Origin of the sequence: Aquirufa rosea, from assembly GCF_004118285.1 — a bacterium.
Classification (GTDB): domain Bacteria; phylum Bacteroidota; class Bacteroidia; order Cytophagales; family Spirosomataceae; genus Aquirufa; species Aquirufa rosea.
In genome coordinates this window covers 140,274-157,743 of sequence record NZ_SDHY01000001.1, presented here as the reverse complement: position 1 = coordinate 157,743, position 17,470 = coordinate 140,274, and the positions used below count along the sequence as shown (strand labels likewise).

General features: G+C 35.9%; 12 protein-coding genes and 1 tRNA gene. 9 read left to right on the top strand and 4 right to left on the bottom strand.

Going from position 1 to position 17,470, the window contains the following annotated elements; all coding sequences use genetic code 11:
* Positions 1-90 precede the first annotated feature (90 nt).
* The 7 genes from lepA (at position 91) to ESB04_RS00665 (ending at position 7,468) form a co-directional block, all read left to right on the top strand.
* Positions 91-1,878, top strand: coding sequence for a translation elongation factor 4 (gene lepA, locus ESB04_RS00695; RefSeq protein ID WP_129025232.1), 1,788 nt, complete (start codon positions 91-93; stop codon positions 1,876-1,878).
* Positions 1,879-1,949: 71 nt separating this feature from the next.
* On the top strand, positions 1,950-3,578 hold the full coding sequence (locus ESB04_RS00690) for a pyruvate dehydrogenase complex dihydrolipoamide acetyltransferase (RefSeq protein WP_129025230.1): 1,629 nt from the start codon (positions 1,950-1,952) through the stop codon (positions 3,576-3,578).
* A gap of 59 nt (positions 3,579-3,637) precedes the next feature.
* Complete coding sequence (gene hisG, locus ESB04_RS00685; protein WP_129025228.1) at positions 3,638-4,501, top strand: ATP phosphoribosyltransferase; 864 nt, start codon at positions 3,638-3,640, stop codon at positions 4,499-4,501.
* A gap of 2 nt (positions 4,502-4,503) precedes the next feature.
* Positions 4,504-5,775, top strand: a complete 1,272-nt coding sequence (hisD, locus tag ESB04_RS00680) for a histidinol dehydrogenase (protein ID WP_205749450.1) — start codon at positions 4,504-4,506, stop codon at positions 5,773-5,775.
* A complete protein-coding gene (gene hisC, locus ESB04_RS00675; RefSeq protein ID WP_129025226.1) occupies positions 5,772-6,821 on the top strand; it encodes a histidinol-phosphate transaminase in 1,050 nt (349 codons plus the stop codon). Before hisD ends, hisC begins: the two co-directional genes overlap by 4 nt.
* A 3-nt stretch (positions 6,822-6,824) precedes the next feature.
* A complete protein-coding gene (locus tag ESB04_RS00670; RefSeq protein ID WP_129025224.1) occupies positions 6,825-7,346 on the top strand; it encodes a hypothetical protein in 522 nt (173 codons plus the stop codon).
* A 48-nt stretch (positions 7,347-7,394) separates the two neighbouring features.
* Positions 7,395-7,468: transfer RNA gene (locus tag ESB04_RS00665), tRNA-Ala, on the top strand.
* Between the two features lie 161 nt (positions 7,469-7,629).
* Here the strand turns inward: ESB04_RS00665 and nspC are convergent.
* The 4 genes from nspC to ESB04_RS00645 all read right to left on the bottom strand — a co-directional run bounded on the left by nspC (position 7,630) and on the right by ESB04_RS00645 (position 13,878).
* The gene (gene nspC / locus ESB04_RS00660; RefSeq protein WP_129025222.1) at positions 7,630-8,778 is read right to left on the bottom strand and encodes a carboxynorspermidine decarboxylase; all 1,149 of its coding nucleotides are present in this window, start codon (positions 8,776-8,778) and stop codon (positions 7,630-7,632) included.
* Positions 8,768-9,982 (bottom strand): saccharopine dehydrogenase family protein, encoded by a 1,215-nt coding sequence (locus ESB04_RS00655; RefSeq protein ID WP_129025220.1) that lies wholly within the window; start codon positions 9,980-9,982, stop codon positions 8,768-8,770. Before ESB04_RS00655 ends, nspC begins: the two co-directional genes overlap by 11 nt.
* Before the next feature lie 61 nt (positions 9,983-10,043).
* Positions 10,044-10,559 carry a C40 family peptidase gene (locus tag ESB04_RS00650; protein ID WP_129025218.1) on the bottom strand — a complete coding sequence of 172 codons (516 nt, stop codon included), beginning with the start codon at positions 10,557-10,559 and terminating at the stop codon, positions 10,044-10,046.
* Positions 10,552-13,878 (bottom strand): UvrD-helicase domain-containing protein, encoded by a 3,327-nt coding sequence (locus tag ESB04_RS00645; protein WP_129025216.1) that lies wholly within the window; start codon positions 13,876-13,878, stop codon positions 10,552-10,554. The genes ESB04_RS00650 and ESB04_RS00645 overlap by 8 nt, the downstream gene beginning before the upstream one ends.
* Positions 13,879-13,979: 101 nt before the next feature.
* On the opposite strand from ESB04_RS00645, the gene ESB04_RS00640 reads away from it, so the two are divergent.
* Together ESB04_RS00640 and yidC are read left to right on the top strand one after the other, a co-directional pair.
* Positions 13,980-15,629 carry a CTP synthase gene (locus ESB04_RS00640; protein WP_129025214.1) on the top strand — a complete coding sequence of 550 codons (1,650 nt, stop codon included), beginning with the start codon at positions 13,980-13,982 and terminating at the stop codon, positions 15,627-15,629.
* 17 nt (positions 15,630-15,646) lie between these two features.
* Positions 15,647-17,470, top strand: a complete 1,824-nt coding sequence (yidC, locus tag ESB04_RS00635) for a membrane protein insertase YidC (RefSeq protein ID WP_129025212.1) — start codon at positions 15,647-15,649, stop codon at positions 17,468-17,470.

Below are 17,470 nucleotides of genomic sequence, written 5' to 3'. Positions count from 1 at the left end.
GAAAGTTTTTTACAAGCAGCTTTACATGGAATTCAATGCTAATTAACCAAATGCATGTTTTTTTGGTTGAATGTTACAAATAGAAATTAAATGAAGAACCTTCGTAATTTTTGTATCATCGCTCATATTGATCACGGAAAGAGTACTTTGGCTGATCGATTGATAGAATTCACGAATACAGTTCAAAAGCGCGATATGATGAATCAGCTTTTGGATGATATGGATTTAGAGAGAGAAAGAGGTATTACTATTAAATCTCATGCCATTCAAATGCAATATCCTAAGGATGGAGAGGTTTACACTTTCAATTTAATAGATACTCCTGGGCACGTTGACTTTTCATATGAAGTTTCTAGATCGATCGCCGCTTGCGAGGGAGCCTTATTAATTGTAGATGCTTCTCAAGGAATCGAGGCGCAAACTATTTCTAACTTATATTTGGCAATCAACCACGATTTAGAAATCATTCCGGTTCTTAACAAGATAGATCTCCCTGGTGCTATGCCAGAAGAAGTATCGGATCAAATTATTGATTTAATTGGTTGTAAAAAGGAAGATATCATTCATGCCTCTGGTAAAGAAGGTATTGGTATACAGGATATTTTGGATGCGGTAGTAGAGCGTATCCCTGCTCCTACAGGTAACCCAGAAGAACCTTTACAGGCATTAATTTTTGACTCAACCTTTAACTCGTATCGAGGTATCGAGGTAATTTTCCGTGTTTATAATGGAGAAATACGTAAAGGAGATAAAGTTAAATTTATGAATACAGGCAAAGAATACTTTGCCGATGAAATCGGAACTTTAGGATTAGAGCAAGTACCGAAATCCATCATTAAATCTGGTGATGTAGGTTATCTAATTTCAGGTATCAAAGAAGCCAAAGAAGTTAAAGTGGGTGATACCATCACACATGTAGCCAACCCTTGCCAAAGCGCTATTTTAGGATTTGAAGAAGTAAAACCCATGGTTTTCGCTGGAATTTATCCAGTAGAAACATCGGAGTTTGAGGATTTACGAGATGCCATGGAAAAGCTTCAATTAAATGATGCCTCCTTGGTTTGGGAGCCTGAAACATCCATGGCTTTGGGATTTGGTTTTCGTTGTGGCTTCTTAGGTATGTTGCACATGGAAATTGTGCAGGAACGATTGGAACGTGAATTTGATATGACAGTTATCACCACAGTTCCTTCTGTTAAATTCAAGGTTTTAACCACTTCCCACGAGGAATTATGGGTTTCAGCTCCAAGTGATTTACCTGAGCCTAACTTAATCAATGTAATTGAAGAACCTTACATCAAAGCACAAATCATTACTAAATCCGAGTATACCGGGGTGATTATGAGTTTATGCATGGACAAAAGGGGCATATTAATCAATCAAATTTACCTAACTACTGACCGAGTAGAATTAACTTTTGATATGCCTTTGTCAGAAGTTGTATTTGACTTTTTTGATCGATTGAAGACCATTTCTCGTGGATATGCTTCATTGGATTATGAATATAAAGGTTATCAGCCTGGTAACATGGTTAAATTAGATATCATGTTAAATGGAGAAAAAGTGGACGCACTTTCTGCTATTGTTCACCGAGATAAAGCCTATGATTGGGGTAAGCGATTGTGTGAAAAATTAAGGGAGTTATTACCAAGACAACAATTTGAGATTGCAATTCAAGCTGCCATTGGTCAGAAGATTATTGCGCGTGAAACGGTAAAAGCACTCAGAAAAGATGTTTTGGCTAAGTGTTATGGGGGTGATATTTCTCGTAAACGGAAATTGCTTGAAAAGCAGAAAAAGGGTAAAAAGAGGATGCGTCAGGTGGGTAATGTAGAAATTCCACAAGAGGCATTTATGGCAGTTTTAAAATTAGATTAATCAAATATTTTTACATAATAGTTTTCGAAACAAGCATCTAAAGCTTAATTTTGAATTTTAAAAATAAGATAATGGCTGAAGTAATAAGAATGCCCAAAATGAGTGACACCATGGTTGAAGGTGTAATCGCTAATTGGCTTAAGAAAGAGGGAGATGTAATTAAATCTGGTGACATCATAGCTGAAGTAGAAACCGACAAGGCTACCATGGAATTAGAAAATTACGAGGATGGTACATTATTATATATTGGGGTTAAGGTAGGTGAAGCTGTACCTGTTGACGGAATCATTGCCATTGTAGGTACACCTGGGGAAGATTTTTCAAGTTTACTTACTGGTGGAACTACTCCAGCGGCTCCTATTGCAACGGAAGTTAAAGAAAGTTCCAGCCCTGTTGAGGTGGCAGCCACACCAGCCCCCCCTGCAGTTGATCTATCTAGTATTCCAGCTAAGGCAGTACGAATGCCCAAAATGAGTGATACCATGATCGAAGGTGTCATTGCTAAATGGTTAAAAAAGGTAGGTGATGTGGTTAAATCGGGTGACATCATCGCTGAAGTAGAGACAGACAAAGCTACCATGGAGTTGGAAAACTATGAAGATGGTACTATTCTATACATAGGAGCGAAAGAAGGGGAGGGCGTTATTGTTGACGGAATTATCATGATTGTTGGAGAGCCTGGAACAGATTTCCAACCATTATTGGCACAAACACCTGCACCTGCAGCTCCTGTAGCTGCTTCTCCTGCGCCGGCACCAGTTGCCGCAGCGCCGACTACTCCAGTCAAAGAATCTCCAAAAGCTGCTGAAGTAAAATCCAGTACTTCTTCCGGCATTCAAGCTAATTCTACAGGTGGTATTATTAAAGCCTCTCCCCTAGCAAAAGCTTTAGCTAAAGAAAAGAATATCAATCTATCATGGTTACAAGGAACAGGAGAAGGTGGAAGAATCACCAAGATTGATGTAGAAAACTATAAGCCTTCTCAAGGAGGAGCCACGGGTAATTTTATTTCAGGAGAAGAAAGTTTCGAAGATATTCCAAACAGTCAAATGCGGAAGACAATTGCTCGTCGATTGTCAGAATCAAAATTCAGTGCCCCTGAATTTTATTTGACCATGGAAATCAATATGGATAAAGCCATGGAGGCTCGTGTGAGTATGAACGAAGTTTTACCGGTTAAAATTTCATTTAATGATATGGTAATCAAAGCTGTGGCCTTATCCTTAGTAAAACATCCAAAAGTAAACTCCTATTGGATGGAAGACCGTATTCGTGTCAACAAGCACGTGCATATTGGAATGGCTGTTGCAGTTGAAGATGGATTACTTGTACCAGTTATCCGTTTTGCTAGCGAAAAATCCATTGCTCAGATTTCAGCAGAAGCTAAGGAATTAGGATCTAAAGCTAAAAACAAGCAATTACAACCGAAAGATTGGGAAGGTAATACGTTCACTGTAAGTAATTTAGGTATGTTTGGCATTGACCAATTTACGTCCATCATCAACTCACCAGAGTCGTGTATTTTGGCAGTAGGTGGAATTAAAGAAACCGTTGGTGTCAAAAATGGACAGTTTTATGCCACAAACATCATGAAGATAACATTAACCTGTGATCATCGTGTGGTGGACGGAGCAACAGGAGCTGCATTTTTACAAACATTAAAGCAGTACCTTGAGGATCCCATTAAGATGTTTATCTAAACATTCAATGGCAAGCCTCGAAAATTTCGGGGCTTGTCTATTTTAGGAAAAATACATATATGAGCAATACAAATATTAGAATCGCAGTTCAAAAATCAGGCAGATTAAGCGACGATTCATTGAAGTTATTTAAAGAGTGTGGAATTAAATTTGAATCGGGAGGTTCTAAGTTGCGTTCCATTTCTAGCAATTTTCCCATAGAATTTTTGTTTTTACGTGATGACGATATTCCTGGTTATGTAGAGGATGGAGTTGCGGATTTGGGAGTGATTGGCCTAAATGTGTTAGAAGAAAATAAGAAAGATGTAGAGATCGTCAAGGAATTAGGTTTTTCCAAATGTCGTTTGTCATTAGCTATACCAAGAAATGAAATTTATACTGATCTAAGTTATTTTGAAGGTAAAAGTATCGCTACCTCCTACCCTAACTTAACCAACAACTTTCTAAAATCTCAAGGAGTTAATGCACATACTCATGAAATTTCGGGATCAGTTGAAATTGCCCCAAGTATAGGCCTAGCTGAAGGTATTTGTGACATAGTTTCTACTGGAGGAACCTTATTAAGTAATGGATTAAAAGAAGTTGCTGAAGTATTTAAAAGTCAAGCCGTTCTCATATCCAATAAATCATTATCTCCCGATAAGAAAATCTTATTAGATAAACTTACTTTTCGGATTGATTCTGTACAAAGAGGGCAAAATGCCAAGTATGTGGTATTAAATGCTGAAGAAAAGAATTTGGATAAAATCATTGCCTTATTACCAGGCATGAAATCACCTTCTCGTGTACCATTAGCTGAAAATGGCTGGTATTCTTTACACTCCGTCATATCAGAAAATGATTTTTGGGAAATTATTGAATCTTTACGTGAAGCTGGTGCGCAAGGAATATTAGTCCTACCAATTGAGAAAATGATTTTGTAAGCATGATTCCATATATAAAATATCCTGATTCAAATAGCTTTGCGCAGATTTGTCAAAGACCAAGTCTGAACGCTCAATCTTTGGATGAAATTATTGAAGGAATATTTAAACAAGTAGAGATAAAATCAGATCAAGCCTTACGAGATTTCACTTTACAATTTGAAAAAAGAGAAATAGATTCCATTCTCTACACAGAAGAAGAAATTAAAATATTTGCAGATCAGGTTCCAGAAGCTTTAAAACAAGCCATACAACAGGCATATTCCAACATTTATACCTTTCATAAGTCGCAAGAGTTTATTTCTCAAAAAACAGAGACTAGTCCTGGTGTTATTTGTTGGCAAAAAGCGAGTGCCATTGAAAAGGTTGGAATATACATTCCTGGAGGAACGGCACCCCTTTTCTCCACCATTCTAATGTTAGCTATTCCTGCCCAAATTGCGGGTTGTCGAGAGATTGTATTGTGTACTCCAGCGATTCATCCAGCTATATTTTATTCCGCGCAATTATGTGGGATTACCAAAATGGCAAAAGTAGGAGGAGCACAAGCTATAGCGGCTTTGGCATTAGGCACTGAATCTATTCCTAAGGTTTTTAAAATATTCGGACCTGGGAATCAGTATGTGACAGCGGCTAAAATGTTTGCCAATCGAAAAGGGGTTGCTATTGATATGCCTGCAGGACCGTCTGAGGTGGCAGTTTATGCAGATTCTACGGCTAATCCGGCCTATGTGGCTGCTGATTTATTATCACAGGCGGAACATGGAGTTGATTCACAAGTATTTTTAGTTGCTTTAGATGAAACCTTTATCTTTAATGTTCAAGAGGAGCTGGAAAGACAAGTGAATGTGCTTGAAAGAAAGGATTTGGCAAAGATGTCGCTGGCGAATTCCAAGATTGTATTAGTTAAGGATCGTTCTGAAGCCGTTCAACTTTTAAATGAATACGCGGCAGAACACCTGATTTTGGCTTGTGAAAAACCCGAAGAATTGGCAGATAACATTTACAATGCGGGTTCTATTTTTTTAGGGAATTACACTCCTGAAGCGGCTGGCGATTATGCCTCAGGTACTAATCATACCTTGCCAACCAATGGCTTCGCTAAAGCTTATTCAGGGGTGAATTTAGGAAGTTTTCAAAAAATAATTACGCTACAAAGTATCAGTCAATCTGGATTACAACATTTAGGATCAAGTATCATACAAATGGCTGAAGCTGAATCACTTCAGGCGCATGCTAATGCAGTAGCTATTCGAATAAAAAATCCCTCATGAATTACCAATCCATCATTTTACCTCACATTTGGAATTTAAAACCTTATTCATCTGCTCGAGATGAATTTAAGGGTAAAGAGGGTATATTTTTGGATGCCAATGAAAATCCATTGGGTTCACCCCTACCTGTAAGCTGGAATCGCTATCCAGATCCCATGCAGTGGGAAATAAAGGAAGAGATTTCTCAAATTAAAGGTATACCTGTAGACCAAATATTCATTGGAAATGGTTCAGACGAGGCGATTGATTTAATTATGCGGATGACTTGTGCTGGTTCAGAACATTCCATATTACTATGTCCACCAACATATGGAATGTATGAAGTGAGTGCCTCAATCAATCATGTGTCCATTATTTCGGTCAGTTTAACACAGGAATATCAATTGGATGTCCCTAAAATATTAACGTCTATTGAGGAAAATACTCGGATTATATTCATTTGTTCACCCAATAATCCAACCGGAAATAAAATTAATAGGGCGGATATATATCAAATTATCCAACAATTTCAACAAGGATTTGTCATTATTGATGAAGCCTATATTGATTTTTCGGATGAACCAAGTTTTATAGTTGAGTTGGAAAAATATCCGAATGTCATTGTTATGCAAACTCTTTCTAAGGCCTATGGGTTAGCATCATTACGACTAGGAATGGCTTTTGCTCATCCTCAAGTCATCCAAATATTGAATAAAATCAAACCTCCATATAACATTGGTGGGGCTACTCAAACATTGGTTTTACAAGCGTTAAAAAACAGAGAATTTTTAATTAATTCTGTGAAGCAAATAAATGATGCAAAAAATACGTTAATTTCAATGTTAGAACGAATACCTCAGGTAATTCAAATCTACCCTTCGCATGCCAATTTTATATTAGTTAAATTTGAAAGGGCTCAAGAGTTATTTGATAATTTAATTTCGCAAAAAATAATTACCAGAAATAGATCTAATGTGGCACTTTGTGAAAGTTCGATCAGAATTACTGTTGGTTTGCCTGATGAGAACCAAGCATTATTTCAAAAAATAAAAGAATTTTATTCTTAATATATGTTTAAAAAGAGCCTATTTATTTTATTATTTACTTGTATCTCCTCATTGACGTTCGGTCAAATTCAGGATTGGGCATCTGGTTTCAGAATTGGAGAACCGGGTGGATTTATGGCGAGAAGATACTTGAGTAATGGAATTAATGCGGTAGAAATCAATGTTGGGGCGTACGGTGGACTTTGGGGAACTGATCGCAATTACAAAGATGGTACATTTAAGAACATTGGATTTACGATGAATGCCCTCTACTTATGGCATCATCCTACCCTAGTCAATTCAGATATTCATACATATTATGGCTTTGGTCCTCAGTATACTTCTAGAGACTTATATTTAAAAGGCAGTAATACAGCCACTAACAATGGTGGATTTGGGGCAGCGGCGTTAGGCGGAATTGAATTTTATCCAGTAGATGCACCAAATTTATCATTTTTCGGGGAGATCGGTTTTTATAATGAAATAGCACCCAACCCATTCTTTTTCCACGTTCAAGGAGGAATTGGGGTAAGAGTAAATTTCTAATAACCTTGCAATTTCAGTTAATATTCATGAAATTTGTACCCATATGTCGGGGATGTAGCTCAGTTGGCTAGAGCGCTTGCATGGCATGCAAGAGGTCGTCGGTTCGAGCCCGATCTTCTCCACTTAATCAATGTAGAATAGAGAATGATGAATGATAATTCGCATCTTTGTTCTACATTTTTTTTGATGAAGAGAAGTCAGCTTTGTCAACTTTTCAAAAGTTGACAAAGCTAGGTGAAATTAAGCAATTGAATGGGTAAGTTTTATCAATAAACTTGATATTTTACAAGCGATCTTTAAACGATTCGTAACCAAACCTTTTATACAACACAAATTCATTTCGGGTATTTAACTTGCCAATACTTGGTAGGTTAACACCATTAAAAGTGGTTGTTTTAACCATCGTATAATGAATCATATCTTCCAAGATAATCTCATCCCCAATTTTTAATGGTTCATCAAAAGAATAATCACCGTAATAATCCCCCGCTAAACAAGTCATACCGCCAAATCGGTAGGTAGGTTTTCCTTCAACAGGCTCATGATATGCATATCTAATTCTAGGTTTATAAGGCATTTCCAAGGTATCGGGCATATGAGCTGCAAATGAAACATCCAGTATTGCTACTTGAATGCCTGCTGAGTCAACGATATCTAACACCGTTGACTTAAGAAAACCTGTTTGCCAACCAATAGCTGAACCAGGTTCCATAATAATGGATAAATTAGGATACTTGGATTTAAAGCCCTTTAATAGTTGAATCAAATGATTAACATCATAATCAGCTCGCGTAATGAGATGTCCACCACCCAGATTTAACCAAGATATTTGAGGTAAAAGATCACCAAATTTTTCTTCAATAACCGACAATGTTCTTTCTAGAACAAAAGAATCATTTTCACATAAAGTATGCGAATGCAATCCTTCAATACCATCCGGTAAATGTGAGCCTAAATCCGATCGCCTAATTCCTAACCTAGAACCTGCTACACATGGATTATACATATCGGTATCCACCTCTGCATATTCAGGATTAATTCGGACTCCGCATGAAATCCCCTTTTCTTTCGCTCTAGTATAATATTGTTGGTATTGATTTAAGGAATTAAAAGAAAGATGACTTGTATAGGAAGCCAGTTCCTCAAATTCATGTTCTAAATAGGCAGGCGAGTACACATGACACTTTACCCCCATTTCCTCGTAAGCAAGTCGGGCCTCATGCAATGAACTTGCCGTGGCACCAGCCAAATACTGTTTGACTAATGGAAATTCGTGATAAAAAGAAAATCCTTTTAGCGCACAAATAATGTCAATACCTGCTTCCTGCTGTACCCTTTGCAATAATTGAAGATTTTTAATCAAAAGATTTTCTTCCAAAACAAAGCAAGGAGAAGGAATAGTAGAATAACTAACTTGAGGTCTAATACTCATGAGGCAGCGTTATGTTGTGCAATTCATGCCATGGTAAACCATGAATATTTAGCATCTTCATGAATGGATCAGGATTAAACTCTTCCACATTATATACACCTGGTTTCATCCATTCTCCTTGAATCATTAAACTTGCCCCAATCATGGCTGGAACTCCAGTGGTATAACTCACACCTTGCGCTTGCACTTCTTTGTAGCATTCAGCATGGTGACAATTATTGTAGACATAATAGGTTGTATCTTTTCCATCTTTGATACCCTTGATTTGACAACCAATAGATGTTTGTCCAGAATAATTCTCGCCAAGGGTACCAGGTTCTGGTAGAACTGCTTTCAGAAATTCCAAAGGCACGATATCCATTCCATTGAATTTGATAGGTTGAATGGAAGTCATACCAACATTTTGTAATACCTCTAAATGAGTTAAATACGCTTGACCAAAAGTCATCCAAAAACGCGCTCTTTTCAGTGTAGGGAAGTTCTTGGTTAAGGATTCAAGCTCTTCATGGTACAACAAATAAGATTCTTTAGGGCCAATATTAGGGTATTCAATAGGCTTGTGAATTGACATAGGTTCAATTTCTACCCATTGACCATTTTCCCAATATTTACCTTTCTGAGTAATTTCTCTGATATTAATTTCTGGATTAAAATTAGTTGCAAAGGCCTTACCATGGTCTCCTGCATTACAATCAATAATATCCAAATAATGCATTTCATCAAAATGATGCTTATTGGCATAAGCCGTATAAACACCTGTAACACCTGGGTCAAATCCACAACCCAAAAGCGCCATTAATCCAGCCTCTTTAAATTTTTCTTGATAAGCCCATTGCCAAGAATATTCAAACTTAGCTTCATCTTTAGGCTCATAGTTTGCCGTATCTAAATAGTGAACACCCGTAGCTAAACAAGCATCCATAATCGTTAAATCTTGGTAAGGCAAGGCCACATTAATCACCATAAAAGGCTTTTCCTCGGTAAATAACTTCACTAATTCAGGAACAGAATCAGCATCTACTTGTCGGGTCCTAATAGAAATAGGCAAACCTATCTCTTCAGCTTCCCTAGCGATGGCATCACATTTTGACAAGGTTCTAGAAGCTAAGACTACTTCAGAAAATACCTGTGGATTCATCGCACATTTCTTAGCAACAACATTTCCAACACCACCAGCACCAATAACAATTACCTTTTTTGACATAGTTTCATTTAAAAAGAATGCAAAAATACATCAAGCTAAGCTTTTATCCTTATGGCAATCATTAATTTTTATAAGGTCGAATAATTTTAACAAAACTACCTAACCAATATTTCTGGTATAAATTATCTTCTCTGACTCCTTTGGAAGTACTTGCATGTATAAAATAGACTTCATTGGCTGATTTTATTTGAGAGACTATCCCCGAATGGTTAATAGAATTACTCTTGTTCGTTGCAAAAAATATCCAATCCCCTACTTGAATTTCCTGAATAGAAACAGGTAAACCAAACTGTGCTTGATCTTTGGAAAGCCTAGGAATTACTCTTTTCTGATCGGCGTAAATTCTAAATAATAAACCAGAACAATCCATCCCTTTTGCATCTATTCCTCCAGTTCGATAAGGCACACCCACATAAGTATAAGCTGAACGAATTATTTGATCTACTTCTCTAATGGAATAATTATTATTTTCCACATGAGGTTTACTTACACCCAAAAACTGCATCGTTTTTTTCCAAACAGAGCATGAAGATATCAGAATACCTATTAATAAAATGAATAGAATTTTCTTACACATATACCACTTCCTTGGTTTCGGTATAAATTAAAGCCCCACTGACCTCTGTAAATCCCATAGATTTAAAAACCTCACAATAATTTTTCACCTGACTAATATGCTCCTCTTTTTTATGGCTGGTTTTATAATCTACCACGACTAAAGCATTATTTTTCTTTATGACGCGGTCTGGACGTAAAATTTGACCATTAGACATTAAAATTTCTTGTTCCGACATAAACAATTCACCAGGTACAAAAAAATCTCTTACCGTTTCTACTTGTAACAAGTCGATGATTTCTGGCAAGATATTACTAGCATCTACATCCAAATAAGAATTCAACTTTTCCAATTGCTTATGAATTAAATCCCCGCGCTCCCGTTTTTCTTTAGCCAAGGTATATACATCTGATTTAGATGATTTTACACGCAAAGCAGGTTTGGCAAAAGTTTCACCTTGAATGAGCAAATTGACATGATCATTATCCAAATTTTTACGCTTAACTTGAATAAATTCGGGTGATTTGTTCCATAAATAATATTGACTATTGGAAACAAATTCGTGCCATAAATAAGGAGGATATGCATGAGCCTCATCCAAATTATTACCTACAAAATCCAACAGAATTTGTCCAATAGACTTTTGAAAAGAACTTCTAGTCCTTCCAGAAACTTCCGCATTTGGTGTAGCTAAAAGAATATGTAAATGCTGTTTAGCACGAGTAGTTGCCACATATAACATATTCAATGAATCTAAAAAAACGGCATGCATTTCTTGCTGTTTTTGTGTAGCTAAAGATGGGAAATAGTCTAAATCTTTGGCATTAACTCTTGAGTAGAAATATGGCAATAGTTGATTTTCTGCCAATTCAAGACTATCCTTTTCCTCTTTTAAATCATACCAAATTCTACTTTGATCATTAGCTTGAAAAGACCAAGACGCAAATGGTAAAATGACTACAGGATATTCTAATCCCTTTGATTTATGGATGCTAGTAATCGTGATCGCATTGACGTTTTCTGGACTAGCAATCGTAAAACTATGCTTATTACTTTCAAAATAGCTTAAAAACGCGGAAATGGATGGAGTATCCTTCAGGGTAAAATCCTGAATGATATCCAGAAACTTGAAAATATAATCAGAACCTTCTGACTGATTAAAAAGATCAAATAAACCAATAACCTGGAAAACAAAATCATATAAATTATCCTCTTGCCAAACGCTACTAATCTCCAATTGATAATACTCAAGCATATACTTATTGAGGAACTCTTGTGCATTATACGAGCTCGAATTCTCCATCTCAAGAAAATCAGCAGCTTCCTCCGACAGACTTTTTCCTTGAGTGTTTGCCAATGAATAGGCAGCCTCAAATACTAACAAATTTTTCTTGGGATCCTCTTTCAGCTTCAAAAGTGCCAAAATAAAAGTAACTGGATAAGAATAATACACCAATAATGAATCCGCTGAAATAATGGGAAAATCAGCTTCTTTTAATTGCAAAGCCAAAAAATTAGCTTCCTTATTTTTCCGCGTCAGGATAGCCATATCCTCATAGCGAAAACCCAATGATAGATTATAATTAATTAAATGAACGACCTGATGGAACATCCAAGTCAATTCCACATTCTCATGTGCCTCATCATCCAAAGGCATCTCAAAAACCAATAAGTCCACCTGTCCAGAAATATCCTGAGAACTTACCTTGGGAATTTGTTTCAAATGTTGACCATAAACTGGTTCCAATAAAGCACTTAATTCTTGGTAAGGAACATGTTGAGCTATCCAACTAAATAAATCATTATTAAAATTGACTATTTCAGGAGCGCTTCGATAATTACTTTCTAATTGATTCAAAGAAATTTGTTGTGATAAGTAATCAAATCGTACATAATCCAATTCACTAGGATTCATTTTTGAACCTAACAAACTAGCATCTTTGGCTACTAGTGAAGCAATTAGACTTACTTCCCCTCCTCTAAATTTATAAATCGATTGTTTCGCATCCCCTACCAACAAATTAACTTTGCCATATGAAACCGTATTTTCTAATAAGGGCATAAAATTTTTCCATTGCAAAACGGAAGTATCCTGAAATTCATCAATTAAAATATGGAAATAACGGTCACCTAATTTTTCATAAATAAATGGAACAGGGTCTTTAGAAATAATTTCATTAATTCTACGAGCAAATTCTGTAATTGAAATTCTAGATTGTTCCAATTGATATACCTGTAATTCCTCATTAATAGAGGAAATCAAAGCCATTTTTTTTAAATCCTTACTGATCAATTTGTACAACAAATATCTCGAAATTGTTTCGTCATAAATTTGTAGAAATTCACCTGCAAATTCACTTAAATATTCAGAAATATAGTCTATTTCCCCTTTATTAGAGGGACTTGTCTTAGCAGCGTACCATTTATTTTGTTCAACAGCTTTGCGTAAATTGACAAATTTATTGTATTCAATACCGCCACCATTAGTCAATTTTCTAAAAACACTTATGGTCCCATTACCACCATTAGCAAATTCGGAATCTGGAATTTGCTTGTAATCAACCAACGAAACAAAAGCCTGAGCATTTTGCATCAATTGACCTTCCACTGCATTCATTTTATCTAGTAGAAGCAGTTCAATTTGAATAAAATCGGACATGGAGAAACGATCCATTTCCGACTTAATTTGAAAATAGTCCTCCTTAAAAGCAATTTTCAAAAAATCCATTAAACTTTGTCTAATTCGATTCCAATTTCGACCATCAATCACTTCCTGTCTTGCAAAAGACAAAACCAGTTCGGTTAATTGAGGATCTCCTGACTGATTTACTTTATCCAGTAGTTGATCCATCAAATCATTCATTAAAGAATCTAAATCTAGTATAACTTCAAACTGACTAGGTAAATGTAATTCATCCACAAATGAACTACTCAGTCTTTGAACAAATGCATCAATGGTCATAACAGAAAAAAGACCATAATCTTGTAGTATTTGTTGAATAGTATTTTTGGCTCTAGATGCTATATCAAGTAAACTCAAATCCAATCCATCCTTTTTGAAATCATCGTGAATTCTATTTAATAGCAATAAGGATTCCTTTTTATCTTTTTCCGATATATTCAAATAATCGGGATAGGCCGATAAGCCTGCCAAAGCTTTCACGATTCGTGTTCGCATCTCTTCGGCGGCTTTAATAGTAAAAGTAACAGCTAAAATTCTTCGAAAATACCCATTATTATCCACCTCACTTAAAGCCAATTTGATGTACTCCAATGTTAGCGTGTAGGTTTTGCCTGAGCCTGCGGAAGCAGAAAAAAGTTGTAAAGGGGTGGCTAACATGAAAAAACTATTTAGAATGCAAGATAAAATAAAAATAGGATTAATTCGGTGTGCCTTTTATTACTATCTTTGTTTCCCGTAACCAAACAATTATTTTCCCAATGTCAGGTAAAGGGACCTCTAAAAAATCAAAGTACATTTTCGTTACGGGTGGAGTAACTTCTTCATTAGGTAAAGGCATTATAGCCTCTTCGTTAGCTAAACTACTACAAGCCAGAGGTTTATCTTGTACCATTCAAAAATTTGATCCATATATTAATATTGATCCAGGTACATTAAATCCATACGAACATGGCGAATGTTATGTTACCAATGATGGGGCAGAAACAGACTTAGACTTAGGCCATTATGAGCGTTTTTTAAATACTCCTACTAGCCAAGCAAATAATATCACTACAGGTCGTATATACCATAATGTTATCACCAAAGAACGAAAAGGAGATTATTTAGGAAAAACAGTCCAAGTGGTTCCTCATATCACAGATGAAATCAAAAGAAACATTCTTTTGTTAGGTGAAACTGGAAAATATGATATTGTTATCACTGAAATTGGTGGATGTGTGGGTGATATAGAATCCCTACCCTTTATAGAAGCAGCAAGACAGTTAAAATGGGATTTAGGAGAAAAAAACACACTCTTTATACATTTAACTTTAATTCCTTATTTAAGCTCTGCCGGTGAATTAAAAACGAAACCAACGCAGCACTCAGTAAAAACCTTATCTGAATCAGGGATTCAACCTGACATTTTAGTTTGTCGGACAGAACACCCTATTCCTCAGGAAATGAAGCGTAAAATAGGTTTGTTTTGTAATGTAACCGAACAAGATGTTATTGAGGCCATGGATGCTGATACCATTTATGATGTGCCATTATTGATGAAGGAAGAGCGTTTGGATAGTAGAGTTCTGTACAAATTGGATATTTACAACGACAAAGATTCCAATTTAGTCAACTGGAAAAATTTCTTGACTAAACTTAAAAATCCAAAGTTTGAAATTACCATTGGACTAATAGGAAAATATGTGGAGCTGAAGGATTCCTATAAATCCATTGCTGAAGCATTTATCCATGCCGGTGTAGCCAATGAAATAAAAGTGAATGTTAAATGGATCTCTTCCGAAACGATGGATGAAGAAAATTTACAGGATACATTAGCTGGTTTAGATGGAATTTTAGTTGCTCCTGGATTTGGAGAAAGAGGAATTCAAGGAAAAATTAATGCCGTAACTTATGCCAGAGAAAACAACATTCCTTTCTTAGGAATTTGCTTGGGTATGCAATGTGCTGTTATTGAATTTGCTAGAAATGTCGTTGGTTTAAGCGATGCACATTCCTTTGAAATGAACCCTGACTCTCCACATCCTGTTATAGACATCATGGAGGATCAAAAAAAGGTATCTGAAAAGGGTGGCACCATGCGTTTGGGTGCTTATCCATGTAAGATTGAAAAAGGCACCTTAGCACATAAAATTTATGGTAAAACTTCCATACAAGAACGTCATAGGCATAGATATGAATTCAATAACCAATATTTAGCTCAGTTTCAACAAGCTGGACTAATTACTTCAGGAGTTAATCCAGATAGTAATTTGGTTGAAATCATTGAATTAGCCAATCATCCTTTTTTTGTAGGAGTTCAATTCCATCCAGAATACAAATCAACAGTAGAAGCACCTTCTCCACTATTTGTACATTTTGTTAAAGCGGCATATCAGCACGCAGTACCATTCATCAAAAACTCAAAATAGTTAGTTAGACATACCTTATGGATAAAAATTCAGTTACCGGTATAGTATTGATTTTGGCCATGTTATTGGGCTATCAATATTTCTTTGCACCCAAGGAACCGATTACCCAAGAAACTAAAGTTGCTGCTCCCAATCAGCCTAAAAAAGTAGATACTACTAATAAAGTGGTAGCAGCTGTTCAGGCCGCGGTACATGACTCTGCAGCTGTTGCGATCAAAGAAGAAAACTTTAGTTTGGAAAATAAAGACATCAAAGTTGAACTAAGCAATCACGGTGGTAAGATTGTTTCAGTGACTTTGAAAAATTACGAATCGTACAAAAACTACAACCAAGGTTTAAAGGCAGGCTTGCAATTGTTTGATGCCCAAAAAGATCAATTTGAGGTTGAATTAGCCATTTCTGGCAAAAAAACTAAACTGAATAATCTTATTTACCAAGCCAATGCAAGTGCCGACAAGGTAGAATTTACTACCACTTTACCTTCAGGAAAATCCATCAAACAAATCTATACTTTAGGAAATGATGGCTTTGAATTAAATTACCATATAGATGCCACAGCCATTGGAAATGAGTTGGGAAATGAATACCAGATTCATTGGAAAGAAAATATACATCAAACCGAAAAAGATGTAGCAGAAGAAAGAAAGGCAACCATCAATTACCTTTTGCATGAAGATGAGGAATTTGATTATTTATCTGAAAACCCTGCAGCAAACGAATCAGAAAATATCACTGCAGCTATAGATTGGGTAACATTCAAAAAGAAATACTTTATTGTCGGTTTAATTCCTCAAGGTTTCCAATTTCAAAAGGCTGCCTTAAGTAGTATTCCAAATTTGAATGACACTACCAATATTAAAACTTTAGATGCTTATTTAGCGGGTTCGAGTCAAGATTTACGCCAAGGAAAATCTAATTTCAAATTTTATTTTGGACCAAATGACTATTCTATTATTAAGCATGTAGCACCATCATTTGGTAAAAACGTAAAGTTGAGCTACGACTTTTTATTGCCAATTACCCGTTACGTTTTTGTTCCTTTGTTTGACTTTTTGGAGAGCATAGTTTCTAATTATGGATTACTCATAGTATTACTAGTTTTAATCATTAAAACAGCCTTATTGCCATTGACATATAAATCTTATGTATCCATGGCGAAAACCAGAATTTTAGCACCTGAGATAGCCGCTATTAAAGAAAAAATTGGGGATGATGCCGCTAAAGTTCAACAGGAAACCATGAAGCTTTACAGTGAAGTAGGTGTTAATCCATTAAGTGGTTGTATTCCTGTTTTAGCTACTATGCCTATTTTAATGGCGGTTTTCATGTTATTTCCGAACCTTATTAATTTACGTCAAGAATCATTCTGGTGGGCTAATGATCTATCTACTTATGATTCAGTTCTAAATTTACCATTCAGTATTCCTTTCTATGGTTCTCATGTCAGTTTGTTTTGTTTATTAATGACCATCTCTCAGTTAGCTTATGGTTACTATAACAATCAAATAACACCTGATCAACCTGGGCAGCCTATTAATATGAAAATGATGGCTTATGTAACGCCGGTTATCTTTATGTTTGTCATGAACTCGTTTCCTGCCGGATTAAGCTTTTATTACTTTGTATCTAACTTAGTAACAATAGGTCAACAACTGGCTATTCGCAAATTTGTGGATGAAGATAAAATCAAACAATTATTAGACGAAAATCGCAAAAAAATTGCTGCTGGTGGGGGGGCTAAAAAATCACGTTTCTCTCAATATCTACAAAATCAAATGAAGGCTATTGAAGAACAACAAAAAGAGCAAAAAAACAGCAACTCCAAGAAGAAGAAGAAATAA

Bases quoted from the DNA above. Each gene is read 5' to 3' on its own strand.
- yidC (WP_129025212.1), top strand. From the start codon at position 15,647: ATGGATAAAAATTCAGTTACCGGTATAGTATTGATTTTGGCCATGTTA.
- hisC (WP_129025226.1), top strand. From the start codon at position 5,772: ATGAATTACCAATCCATCATTTTACCTCACATTTGGAATTTAAAACCT.
- hisD (WP_205749450.1), top strand. From the start codon at position 4,504: ATGATTCCATATATAAAATATCCTGATTCAAATAGCTTTGCGCAGATT.
- ESB04_RS00650 (WP_129025218.1), bottom strand. From the start codon at position 10,559: ATGTGTAAGAAAATTCTATTCATTTTATTAATAGGTATTCTGATATCT.
- ESB04_RS00645 (WP_129025216.1), bottom strand. From the start codon at position 13,878: ATGTTAGCCACCCCTTTACAACTTTTTTCTGCTTCCGCAGGCTCAGGC.
- ESB04_RS00640 (WP_129025214.1), top strand. From the start codon at position 13,980: ATGTCAGGTAAAGGGACCTCTAAAAAATCAAAGTACATTTTCGTTACG.
- ESB04_RS00655 (WP_129025220.1), bottom strand. From the start codon at position 9,982: ATGTCAAAAAAGGTAATTGTTATTGGTGCTGGTGGTGTTGGAAATGTT.
- lepA (WP_129025232.1), top strand. From the start codon at position 91: ATGAAGAACCTTCGTAATTTTTGTATCATCGCTCATATTGATCACGGA.
- hisG (WP_129025228.1), top strand. From the start codon at position 3,638: ATGAGCAATACAAATATTAGAATCGCAGTTCAAAAATCAGGCAGATTA.
- ESB04_RS00690 (WP_129025230.1), top strand. From the start codon at position 1,950: ATGGCTGAAGTAATAAGAATGCCCAAAATGAGTGACACCATGGTTGAA.
- nspC (WP_129025222.1), bottom strand. From the start codon at position 8,778: ATGAGTATTAGACCTCAAGTTAGTTATTCTACTATTCCTTCTCCTTGC.
- ESB04_RS00670 (WP_129025224.1), top strand. From the start codon at position 6,825: ATGTTTAAAAAGAGCCTATTTATTTTATTATTTACTTGTATCTCCTCA.